Below are 11,891 nucleotides of genomic sequence, written 5' to 3' on the forward strand. Positions count from 1 at the left end.
GCCGCGGCCCGCCCCGACCACGACGCGAGCGCTGGCCAGGTCCCCGCTGCCACCGCCCCCGGCCGGGACGCTCGAGCGGACCGCGGCGACGGTGTCGGCGGGAGCCAGCTCCACCTCGAGCGGCACCACGTCGACCGGACCGCGCTGCGGCGCGGGCGTCGCCTCCACCGCGTGGCCGGCGACGGAGAAGACGGCCGGACGGGTGCCCAGCTGCATCCACTCGGTCACGTTGCCGCCCACCGCCTGGCGCCGTACGACGAACGGGGCGAGCCCCTCGAAGCCGACCACGTTGGCGGCCATCGGGACTCCGGCGCGGGCCGCGGCGTGCGCCATCACCTCGAGATCGCGCGGGTCACCGCCGGCCATCACCACCACCGCGCCGGCGGCCGCCCGAGCCGCCAGCACCGCCGCTCCCCAGGCCGCGCCGGAGTACGCCGCGAAGCCTTCCCCGCGGGCCTGGTAGAGGGTGCGCACGGCATGACCGGCCAGGCCGTCGACCAGCTCGGCGGCGAGCGCGTCCGGCAGGTCGCCGACATGGACGGCGTCGATCGGCACTCCCCCGCCGGCCGCGGAGAGCCGGCGCGCCATGGTGAGCGTCTCCCGGCTGATCTCGCTCAGGGCGCCGTCGGCGTCGCCGTGCACCCAGCAGACGATCATCGGGCGACCCCCAGCTCGCGCAGCAGCGCCACCACGGCGGCGGCCGCGGCGGCCGCGTCCTGGCCCTCGGCCAGCACCTGCGCGGTGTTGGCCGCGGCCGCGGGCAGGGCGAGCTTGAGCCGATGCGGCCCGGTCGGCGTGGTGGCCGGGGCCCGGGTCTCGATCTCGACCCTCTTCGCCCTCATCCGCCCCGCCACGGTCGGATAGCGCGGCTCGACCCCGCCCTCCAGCACGGTCAGGATCGCGGGCGTGGGCAGCCGATAGGTGTCGACGCCGTCCGGGCCGTCGCCGGACGCGGTGACACCCTCGCCGCTCTCGTCGGCGACGGCGGTCTTGATCCCCGCTGCGACCGGCCGGCCGAGCAGGTAGGAGAGTCGGATGCCGACCTGGAAGTCTCCGGTGTCCGCGGCGTCGTTGCCGAGCAGGATCAGGTCGTACGACCGACCCGCCGCGGCGTGGTCGGCCACGACGGCGGCGATCTCGGCGGCCACGTCGGTCGGGCCGAAGGCGCCCGCATCGGCCACCACGTGGACGGCGGCGACGCAGCCGAGCGAGAGCGCCGAGCGCAGCTGGTCGGTCGCCGCGTCCGGTCCGAGGGTGAGCGCGGTGGCGGCGCCACCGGTCGCGGCGGCGATCTGGACGGCCAGCTCGATGGCGCAGCCCTCGTGGTTGCTGATCGTGTAGCCGACGTACCGGCCGTCGACGGCGAGCCCGTCGGAGGTGAGCACCACCTCGCTGCTGGCGTCGGGCACCCGCTTGACGCAGACCAACGTGTTCACCGGACGGGCCATCCGGCGCTCACCTCCTGATCCGCTCGTTGTCCGGGTCGAACGGCGAGGTCGCGTCGACGGCGATCACCCGCACCGGATAGAGCTCCTCCATGTAGGAGACCGCGTACTCGGCGCCGAGCTCCGCCGCGGCCGCGGGCAGGTAGGCCATCAGCAGGTGACGACGCAGGCTCGGCGCGGAGCCGGCGGTGGTGACGTAGCCGATGTGCACCTCGCTCTCCGGCACCCCGGGGATCGGCTGGCCGGTGCGGGTGAGGATCGGCTCGCCGCCGAGCATGTAGCGCTTGACGCCGCTGGCGGAGGTGTGGTCGAGCACCTCGAGGGTGCACAGTACGACGTCCGGCCCGGTGCCGTTCGCCGCCGACTCGCGCTGGGCGAGGTAGGCCTGCCGGCCGACGAAGTCGGCCGCCTTGACCCGAGGTCGGGCCATCCCCGCCTGCACGATGGTGCGCTCGGCGTCCAGCTCGGCGGCGAACGCGCGATAGCCCTTCTCCAGCCGCCCGGTGGTGGCATAGACGCCGATCCCGACGCCGATCGCGCCGTGCGCCGCCCCGGCGGTGTGCAGCGCGTCCCAGACGGCCGCGCCGTCGGCGAAGGGCACGTACAGCTCCCAGCCGAGCTCACCGACGTAGGAGATCCGGGAGGCGAGCACCCGGTGCCCCGCGACGGCGAGGGTGCGGCAGGTGCCGAAGCCGAAGCCCGCATGCGAGACGTCGTCGTCGGTCAGCTCGGCCAGGATGTCGCGCGCCTTCGGACCCCACAGCCCGATGGTGGTGACCTCGGCGGTGCGATCGGTGAGCGTCGTCCCGCCGTCCGCCTCCGCGTCGGTGATCCGGTCGGCGAACCACTTCTTGTCCACCATGCCGTGCGCGCCGCCGGTGACCACCCGGAACTCGCTCTCCCCGAGCCGCATCAGGGTCAGGTCGGAGACGAAGCCACCGTGCTCGTCGAGCACCGGGGTGTAGACCACCTTGCCGACGGCCACGTCACACTGGGCGACGCAGGTGCGCTGGACGACGTCGAGCGCGGCCGGCCCGGTGAGGTCGAGGACGACGAACGCGGTCAGGTCGACGATGCCCGCGGCCTCCCGCATCCGCAGATGCTCGGCGTTGATGATCGGGCTCCACCAGCGGGCGTCCCACTCGTGGTCCCGCGGCATGATCGCCTCCTCGTCGTAGTCGGCGACCAGGTGGGCGTTGGACTCGTACCAGAACGGCCGCTCCCAGCCCGCGGCCTCGACGAAGACCGCGCCGGCGGCCACCTGCGCGTCGTACATCGGCGCGGTGCGGACCTGCCGGTCGGACTCGTACTGCTCACCCGGATGGACGATGCCGTAGGTCTTGTTGAACGCCTCGCTGGTGCGCGCCTTGACGTGCGCGCGGCGCCGCTGGTGGTCGTAGAAACGGGCGATGTCGGACTGGCTGACGTCGATCTCCGACCAGCCGCGGGTCATCCGCTCGGCCACCGCACGCGCGGCGCCGGGGCCCTCCTTGATCCAGATCGCGGCGGCGCTCCACAGTCCGGCCACCTCCGGGGTCTCGCCGAGGATCGGGGAGCCGTCCGGGGTGAGCGAGAGCAGGCCGTTGATGGCGTAGCGGATCTCCGCACCGTCGGCGCCGAGCAGGTCGGGCATCAGCTCGAAGGCCTGCTCGAGCTGCGGGTCGAAGTCCGCCTCGGTGAACGGCATCTCGGTCGGGGAGAGCCTGGCCTGGTCGATGCTCGGGATCTCCTCGGGGTCGTGCAGGATCGGCCGGTGGGCGTAGCTGCCGACCTCCATGTCGGCGCCGTGCTGCCGCTCGTAGCAGAAGGTGTCCATGTCCCGGACGATCGGGAAGCTGATCTCTCCCTCCCGTTCGGCGAGCTGGGGGCAGGGTCCCACCGAGATCATCTGGTGCACCGCGGGGGTCAGCGGGATGGCGGCATCGGCCATCGCCGCCAGCTTGGGGCTCCACACCCCGCAGGCGATGACGACGGTGCCGGCCTCGATGTCGCCGTCGGTGGTGCGGACCCGGGTGATCCGGCGGCGGCTCCGATGCGGCCCGAGCGGCTCGGTGTCCAGACCGATCACCTCGACGTTCGCCACCGCGCTCAGCGCACCGCGGGCGATCGCCCTCTCCCGCATGAGGGTGCCGGCACGCAGGCTGTCGACGACGCCGACGCCGGGCGTCCAGAAGGCCCCGATGATCTGGTCCTTCTCCACGAACGGCACCTGGGCGGCCACCTCGTCGGGGGTGACCAGCTCCGCGGGGATGCCCCACGCCCGGGCGCTCGACATCCGCCGACGGAGCTCCTCCATGCGCTCCTCGGTACGCGCGACCTCGAAGCCGCCGGACTCGGTGAAGACGCCCATCTGCCGGTACTGCCGCATCGAGTCCAGCGTCAGATCGGTGATCTCGCGGGAGTGGTCGACCGGGAAGATGAAGTTCGAGGCATGTCCGGTGGAGCCGCCCGGGTTGGGCAGCGGGCCCTTGTCGATCTGCACGATGCCGGTCCAGCCCAGGTCGGCCAGATGCCACACCAGGCTGTTGCCGACGATCCCGGCGCCGATGACCACGACGTTCGCGGAGCTGGGAACTGTTGCCATGGAGTGCCTCCTCGACGGATGGGCGGTCGTATCGTTGCACTATTCGCAACATAGTCGCGTATTGAGCAACGCACGTTCAGAATCGGCCCCGGTACGGCGCCCTGTCAAGGGAACCGAGGCACCGGCGCGTCCGCTACCGCAGCCAGGCGTTCACCTTGTCCGGGTTGGCGTCGATCCACTTCTGGGCGGCCTTCTCCGGGCTCATCCCGTCCTCGGTGATCCACTTGGCGACCAGGTTCTGAGCCGTGTCCGACCAGGTCCAGTTCTTCACCAGCTGGTACGCCGGGCCGTTGGCCTCGGCGAACGTCGTGCTCACCACCTTGTTCAGGTGGTAGGTGGGATAGTCGCAGGCGACCTTCGACGCGACGGCGTCGCAGCCCGCGGTGTACTTCGGCAGGTCCACCTTCACCAGCGGCACCTCGGAGAGGAACCACTGGGGCGAGTAGAAGTAGCCGATCAGCGGCTTCTTCTGCTGCTGCGCCGTGCGGAAGGCCTGGATCAGCGCCGCCTCGCTGCCGGCGAAGACGACGTTGAAGTCCAGGTGCAGGTTCTTCACCAGCGCCTCGTCGTTGGTGACGAAGCCCGGGTCGCCGTCGAGCAGCTGGCCCTTGCCGCCGGACTCGGTGGTCTTGAACAGGTCGGCGTAGGAGTTGAGCTTCTTCCAGTTGGTGATGTCGGGGTACTTCTCCTTCATCCACGGCGGCACGTACCAGCCGATCACCCCATTGATGCCGATCGGTCCGGCGTCGAGGGCCACCTTCTGCTGCTTGATGTAGAGCTGGGCCAGGTCCTCGTGCCCCCAGTTCTCCAGGATCGCGTCGACCTGTCCGCTGGCGAACCCCTGCCAGGAGACCTGCTCGTCGACGTAGATGTAGTTGACGATGCAGCCCAGCTTCTTCTCCGCCACCTCGCCGACCACGTAGGCGTCGGCCTCGTAGCCGACCCAGTTGTTGACCGCCAGGTTGAACGTCCCGCACTTGCTCGAGCCCACCGCGGCCGCCTTGGAGATGTCGCCTCCGCCCGGCAGCAGCATCGCGACCAGCACCGCCACCACGAACAGCGGCAGCAGCCAGCGGCTCAGTCGGGCGAGGGTGGCGGCTCCGGGCGAGAGCCTGGTCGCACTCATGACTCCCCCCGCTGGGCCCGGGCCTCGGAGCGTCTGGCGGCATAGGTGGTGATGCGGTCGAGCAGGATGCCGAGCAGCACGATGGAGAACCCGGCCGCGAGACCGCGGCCCTGCACACTGAGCTGTTTGAACCCGGCGACGACGTCGTAGCCGAGTGCGCCGCCGCCGACCAGGCCGCCGAGGACGACCATGGCGAGCACGTAGAGCAATCCCTGGTTCGCGGCCACGGTGAACGCCGACCGGGCCATCGGGATCTGCACCTTGGTGATGATCTGGATGGCGATGGCGCCGGCCGACTCGGCCGCCTCCACGGTCGCGGCCGAGACCGCCCTGATCCCGTCGGCGACGATCTTGATGGCGGCCGGAGCCGCGTAGAGCACCGCCGCCACGATGGCGGTGAACCGGCTCGGCCCGAACAGCGCCAGGACAGGTACCAGGTAGACGAACGGCGGCATGGTCTGCCCGGCGTCGAGCAGCGGACGGATGATCGCGTCCGCGCGTCTGCTCCGGCCCATCCAGACCCCGATCGTCGAGGCGAGGATCATCGCCACCGCCGCCGCCACGATCGTGGAGGAGAGGGTGATCATCGAGTCGTTCCACAGCCGCAGCCACAGCAGCAGCGTCAGGCAGATCACCGTCGCGATGCCGGCCCGCCAGCCGCCGAGCAACAGTGCGATGGCCAGGATGGCGAGCGCCGTCACGAACCACGGGCTGCCCGCGATGAGGTTCTGCAGCGGGTTGATGATCGCGTTCGTGCAGGCGTCGGCGATCGACTTGGTCTGGGCCGCGATGTTGTCCTGCAGCCAGTTCACGATGTCCTGGCAGCGATCCGCCACCCAGTCGCCGACACCACCGGACCACGGCTTGGCCGCGAACTCGTAGTACCGCGAGAGATAGACCAGCACGGCCGCGACGACGCCGGCGATCGCCAGGTTGCGGACCCGTCCGTGCGCCTTCTCCTTCGCCTGGCCACGGGCCAGCCGCTCGCTGTGCTCGCTGGCGGCGGTGGTGACCCGGTCGAGCATGATCGCCATCAGCACGATGCACAGGCCCGGCACGAACGCGTCGCCGACCCGCAGCGCGTTCAGCGCGCGCACCACCGGCTGGCCGAGGCCCGGGCCGTTGATGAACGCGGCGATCGTCGCCATCGACAGGGCCGCCATCGTGGTCTGGTTGATGCCGACGATCACGGTGTGCTTGGCCATCGGCAGCTCGACCTTGAGCAGTCGTTGCCAGCTGGTCTGCCCCATCGAGGTGGTCGCCTCCATGGTGGCCTCGGGCAGGTGCTGCAGCCCGTGGGCGGAGATCCGGATCACCGGTGGGATCGAGTAGATGAGCGTGCAGACCACGGCGGCGGTGGCGTTGATGCCGAAGAGCAGCATCAGCGGCAGCAGGTAGGCGAACGACGGCATCGTCTGCATCAGGTCCAGGACCGGCGTGATCGCCGCGCGGGCGCCGCGGCTGTGCGCCATCCAGACGGCCAGCGGCAGGCCGATGATCACCGAGAGCGCCACCGCGATCAGCGTGACGATGAGCAGGTTCATGCTGTCTTGCCAATACCCGAGCACGGCGAAGGCGAGGAAGCAGCACAGCGTCAGGACGGAGAGCCGCCATCCCGCCCACAGCGCGGTGAGGAACCACGCGATCCCCACCACGCCCAGGAACCCGATCATCGGGTACGGGCTCGGGAAGTCCGGCACCGCGATGAGCCGCTGCAGCCAGGCGATCACCGTGTCGAACACGTCCGAGATGCCGTGCGTGACCGAGACCAGCGCACCCTTGCCGCTCTGCAGGTCCAGGGCGCGGTCGGCGAGCCAGTTCTGCACCCCCACCTGGGTGGTGCCGCCGATCTCGAGGGTGTGCTTGCCCTGCCAGACGACGGCCAGGACGACCCAGGCGGCCACCGTCCCGAGCAGCAGCCAACGGCGCCGCAGGCCCATCCGGAGGCTGCCGAGACTCGTCCGCGGCGGCCGGGCCCGGGTGGGACCGCCGGCCACGCCGACCGGTTCGGTGACGGTGCTCATCTCGCCTCGTCCGCCTCGGTCGTATCCGGCTCCGCAGCGGCCGGATCGGCCACCGTCTCCTCGGCGATGACCACCTGCATGATCGAGTCCTCGTCCACCACCCCGAGCAGCCGACCCGCCTCGACCACCCGGATCGGGGCGTCGGAGTCGAGCGCGGCCCGGGCCGCGGCCTGCACCACCGTGTCCGGCGTCATCTCCGGCCCGTCGAGCCGCTCCCCCGCACGCGGCGCGCGCATCACCCAGCGCAAGGTGAGCACGTGTGCCCGCGGCACCTCGGAGACGAAGTCGGCGACATAGTCGTCGGCGGGCGCACCGATGATCTCGTCCGGCCGGCCGATCTGGATGACCTCGCCGTCGCGCATGATCAGGATCCGATCCCCGATCTTGAGCGCCTCCGGCAGGTCGTGGGTGATGAAGACCATCGTGGTGCCCAGCTCCTCCTGGAGCCGGACCACCTCGTTCTGCATGTCACGCCGGATCAACGGGTCCAGCGCGGAGAACGGCTCGTCGAAGAGCAGCACCTTGGGGTCGACCGCCAGCGCCCGGGCCAGGCCGACGCGTTGCTGCATGCCGCCGGAGAGCTGGTCCGGATAGTGGCCCTCGTAGCCGGCCAGCCCGACCAGCTCGATCACCTCGCGAGCCCGGTCGAGTCGCTGCTCCTTGTCCTCGCCGCGAATCTCCAGGCCGAACGCGACGTTGTCGATCACCTGCCGGTGCGGCAGCAGGCCGAAGTGCTGGAAGACCATCGCCACCTCGTTGCGGCGCACCGACATCAGGTCCCTGCTGCTCATCGCGGCGATGTCTCGGCCCTCGAGGTGGACCTGGCCGGCGGTCGGCTCGATGAGCCGGGTCAGACATCGCACCAGCGTCGACTTCCCGGAGCCGGAGAGCCCCATCACCACGAAGACCTCCCCCGGTGTGACGTCGAAGGAGACGTCCTTGACCGCCGCGATGCAGCCGGTCCTGGCCAGCATCTCGGCGCGGGGCAGGTCGGCCTCCGGCGTACCGATGATGCTGTCGGCGTGCGGTCCGAAGACCTTCCACAGGTGAGCGACCGACAGCGTGGACGTGTCGGTCTCGGCGGTCGGGGCGGACCCCTCGGCGGTTGCGGTCATCGGCACTCCTGTCGGCCTGGCGGATCGGTGCGGATCGGATACTGCGTACGACGATCAGCGGCTCCCGGCGGCGGGCTGATCGGGCTGATCGGGCTCATCGGACTGATCGGGCTCATCGGGGCCGTTGCGGGGGTCACCGGGCGGGTACAGCGGGCTGCCGTCGCCGTGCCGGTAGAAGGGCACCTCGGCGGGCGGCAGCGGGGTGTTGCCGAGGATCAGATCGGCCGCCTTCTCGGCGACCATCATCACCGGCGCATAGATGTTGCCGTTGGTGACATAGGGGAAGACCGAGGCGTCGACCACCCGCAGGCCCTCCAGGCCGTGCACCTTCATGGTGAGCGGGTCGGTGACCGAGGAGTCGTCGGTGCCCATCTTGGCGGTGCAGGAGGGGTGCAGCGCCGTCTCGGCATCCCGGCGCACCCAGTCCAGGATCTCCTCGTCGGTCTCCACGCCGGGCCCGGGCGAGATCTCACCGTCGTTGTACGGCGCGAACGCCGGCTGGTTCAGGATCGTGCGTGCCGTCCGGATCGCCTCCACCCATTCGCGGCGGTCGTTCGGAGTGGAGAGGTAGTTGAACAGCATGCTCGGGTGCTCGTGCGGGTCGGTGCTCCTGATCCGCACGTGGCCGCGGGTGTCGGCGTACATCGGACCGACGTGCACCTGGTAGCCGTGGCCCTGCGTAGGGGCGGACCCGTCGTACCTGATCGCGACCGGGAGGAAGTGGAACATCAGGTTCGGCCACTCGACGTCCTCGTTGCTGCGGCAGAACCCTCCTCCCTCGAAGTGGTTGGTCGCGCCCAGGCCCCTGCGGAAGAAGAGCCAGTCGGCGGCGATCTTCGGGCGGCGGTGCCACTTCAGACCGGGTGCGATGGAGACCGGCTGCTTGGCCGCGTACTGGATGTAGACCTCGAGGTGGTCCTGCAGGTTGGCGCCCACGCCGGGGACGTCGGCGACGACGTCGAGGCCGAGCCCGCGCAGGTGCTCGGCCTCGCCGACACCGGAGAGCTGCAACAGCGTGGGCGTGTTGATGGCCCCGCCGCAGCAGATCACCTCGCCGGCGATGACCTGATGGTCCCGGCCGGCCTGGCGATAGCTCACCCCGACCGCGCGGCTGCCGTGGAAGCGGATCGCCGAGACGAAGGCGTAGGTCTTGATGGTCAGGTTCTGCCGCGACCGCACCGGGTGCAGATAGGCGCGCGCCGCGGAGTATCGGCGGCCACGATGGACGTTGCGGTCGAACCGGGCGAAGCCCTCCTGGCGGTAGCCGTTGACGTCGTCGGTGAGCGGGTAGCCGGCCTCGACGCAGGCGTCGAAGAACGCCGCGAACAGCGGGTTGGTGGCGGGGCCGCGCTCGAGGATCAGCGGCCCGTCGCCGCCGCGCCAGCGGTCCGGGATCGGATAGCCGTCGTCACCCAGACGGGTCTCCATCCGCTTGAAGTAGGGCAGACAGTGCAGATAGTCCCAGGTCTCCATGCCGGGGTCGGCCGCCCAGCGCTGGTAGTCCATCGGGTTGCCGCGCTGGAAGATCATCCCGTTGATCGAGCTGCTGCCACCGAGCACCTTGCCGCGGGCGTGATAGACCCGGCGGTCGTTCAGGTGCGGCTCGGGATCGGTCTCGTACCTCCAGTCGTAGAACCGGCTGCCGATCGGGAACGGCAGCGCCGCGGGCATGTGGATGAACGGGTCGATCCGGTAGTCCGAGCGACCCGCCTCCAGCACCAGCACGCTGGTGCCCGGGTCGGCGCTGAGCCGGTTGCCGAGCGCGCTGCCGGCCGAGCCACCGCCGACGATGACGTAGTCGTAGCGATCGTTCATGACCCGCCCCCTGCGTCGCCGCCGGACCTCCACCAGCCGGTGGGGGCCGGGTGGTCGTTGCGCCAGATGTGCTTGGTCTCGCGATACTCCTCCAGCCCGGCGGCGCCGAGCTCGCGGCCGAACCCGGACTGCTTGTAGCCGCCCCACTCCGCCTGGGCCACATACGGGTGGTAGTCGTTGATCCACACGGTGCCGAGCCGCAGCCGGCGGGCGACCCGCTCGGCGCGCGCGGCGTCGGAGGTCCACACCGCGCCGGCCAGTCCGTAGATCGAGTCGTTGGCCAGCCGCACCGCCTCCTCCTCGGTACGGAACGTCTCCACGGTGAGCACCGGCCCGAAGGACTCCTCCTGCACGCAGCGCATCAGGGTGTCGCACTCGTCGAGCACCGTGGGCGGGAAGAAGTAGCCGTCGACGAGCGGCGGGTCGGTGGCGCGACTGCCACCGACCCGCAGCCGGGCGCCCTCGGCGATCGCCTGGTCGACGTACGCCGTCACCTTGTCCAGGTGCGCCTGCGAGATCAGCGCGCCGGTCTCGGCGGCGGCGTCGAACGGTCCGCCCAACCGGATCCGGCCGGCACGCGCGACCAGCTCGTTCACGAACGACTCCTCGATGGACTCCTCCACGATCAGCCGCGCACCGGCCGAGCAGACCTGGCCGGAGTGCAGGAAGACGGCCGTCATGGCGTTGTCGAGTGCCGCCTCCCGATCGGCGTCGGCGAAGACGACGTTCGGGTTCTTGCCGCCGAGCTCGAGGGCGATCCGCTTGACCGTCTCGGCGGCATTGACCATCAGCCGCTTGCCGGTGGTCACGCCACCGGTGAAGGAGACCAGGTCGACGCGTGGGTCCACCGACAGCGGCGCGCCCGCGGTGCTGCCGGCGCCGAGCACCAGGTTGCCGGCGCCGGCGGGGAGCCCGGCCTCGGCCAGCAGTCGCATCAGGTGGATCGCCGTGTGCGGGGTGAGCTCACTCGGCTTGAGCACGAAGGTGTTGCCGGCGACCAGGCACGGCGCGACCTTCCAGGCGACCTGCAGCAACGGGTAGTTCCACGGCGTGATGAGCGCGCACACGCCGACCGGCTCGCGCACCACCCGGGAGACCACGCCCGGCGCCTCGACCTCGATGGCGCGCTCGTCCTCGACGCGGGCGGTCGTGCCGTAGTGCCGGAAGACGCTGGTCACGTCATCGACGTCGATCTCGCTCTCGGCCAGCCGCTTGCCGGTGTCGAGGCTCTCCGCGCGGGCGATCTCGGCCTTGTCGCGCTGCAGCAGGTCGGCCACCCGGAGCAGCAGGTCGGCCCGCTCCGCGATCGGGGTGCGGGGCCACTCGCCGTCGTCGAAGGCATTCCGCGCGGCGAGGATGGCCGCCTCGGTGTCGGCCGGGCCGGCCTCGTCCACGGTGCCCACCAGGACCCGGTCCGCGGGGCACCGGATCTCCCGGCTGGCGCCGGATCGGGCCGGGACCCAAGCGCCAGCGATGAACAACGTCTCCACGTGGGTTCCGCCTTCCGGTCACCTACCTCGAGGCCGCGCTCACGACAGGAGCAACTGTTCCGCCACATGCAACAGCAATGCTCATGCCGCAACTATGGATCCAGACTGCTGCGCTTGTGGTTCTACGTCAACCCTTCGGACCCTCCTGGGTCAACCCCGGCGCTCAACCCCGGCGCTCAACCCCGGGCACGCTTCGACCGCCGGCCCGCGAGCGGCCGAGCCGCTGGGGCCGCTGGGGCCGCTGGGGCCGCTGGGGCCGCTGGGGCCGCTGGGGCCGCTGGGGCCGCTAGGC

8 protein-coding genes are annotated in these 11,891 nt (G+C 70.9%); all 8 read right to left on the bottom strand.

All coding sequences use genetic code 11. The annotated features are described in order from the left end of the window. Positions 1 to 657 (bottom strand): hypothetical protein (locus tag QM638_RS11230; protein WP_415142058.1); only part of this gene is annotated, 657 nt, incomplete at its 3' end. Next, complete coding sequence (locus QM638_RS11235; protein WP_415142059.1) at positions 654 to 1,448, bottom strand: electron transfer flavoprotein subunit beta/FixA family protein; 795 nt, start codon at positions 1,446 to 1,448, stop codon at positions 654 to 656. The genes QM638_RS11235 and QM638_RS11230, both read right to left, overlap by 4 nt. Before the next feature lie 7 nt (positions 1,449 to 1,455). Then, a complete protein-coding gene (locus tag QM638_RS11240) occupies positions 1,456 to 4,029 on the bottom strand; it encodes a GcvT family protein (RefSeq protein WP_415142060.1) in 2,574 nt (857 codons plus the stop codon). Between the two features lie 133 nt (positions 4,030 to 4,162). Then, positions 4,163 to 5,155 carry an ABC transporter substrate-binding protein gene (locus tag QM638_RS11245; RefSeq protein ID WP_415142061.1) on the bottom strand — a complete coding sequence of 331 codons (993 nt, stop codon included), beginning with the start codon at positions 5,153 to 5,155 and terminating at the stop codon, positions 4,163 to 4,165. After that, on the bottom strand, positions 5,152 to 7,179 hold the full coding sequence (locus tag QM638_RS11250) for an ABC transporter permease subunit (protein ID WP_415142062.1): 2,028 nt from the start codon (positions 7,177 to 7,179) through the stop codon (positions 5,152 to 5,154). Before QM638_RS11250 ends, QM638_RS11245 begins: the two co-directional genes overlap by 4 nt. Then, on the bottom strand, positions 7,176 to 8,294 hold the full coding sequence (locus tag QM638_RS11255) for a quaternary amine ABC transporter ATP-binding protein (RefSeq protein WP_415142063.1): 1,119 nt from the start codon (positions 8,292 to 8,294) through the stop codon (positions 7,176 to 7,178). Before QM638_RS11255 ends, QM638_RS11250 begins: the two co-directional genes overlap by 4 nt. A 54-nt stretch (positions 8,295 to 8,348) precedes the next feature. Beyond that, positions 8,349 to 10,109 (bottom strand): choline dehydrogenase, encoded by a 1,761-nt coding sequence (gene betA / locus QM638_RS11260; RefSeq protein WP_415142064.1) that lies wholly within the window; start codon positions 10,107 to 10,109, stop codon positions 8,349 to 8,351. Next, positions 10,106 to 11,599 carry an aldehyde dehydrogenase family protein gene (locus QM638_RS11265; protein WP_415142065.1) on the bottom strand — a complete coding sequence of 498 codons (1,494 nt, stop codon included), beginning with the start codon at positions 11,597 to 11,599 and terminating at the stop codon, positions 10,106 to 10,108. The genes betA and QM638_RS11265 overlap by 4 nt, the downstream gene beginning before the upstream one ends. Positions 11,600 to 11,891: the final 292 nt, after the last annotated feature.

This window comes from Nocardioides sp. (assembly GCF_047606145.1).
In the GTDB taxonomy this organism is placed as follows: domain Bacteria; phylum Actinomycetota; class Actinomycetes; order Propionibacteriales; family Nocardioidaceae; genus Nocardioides.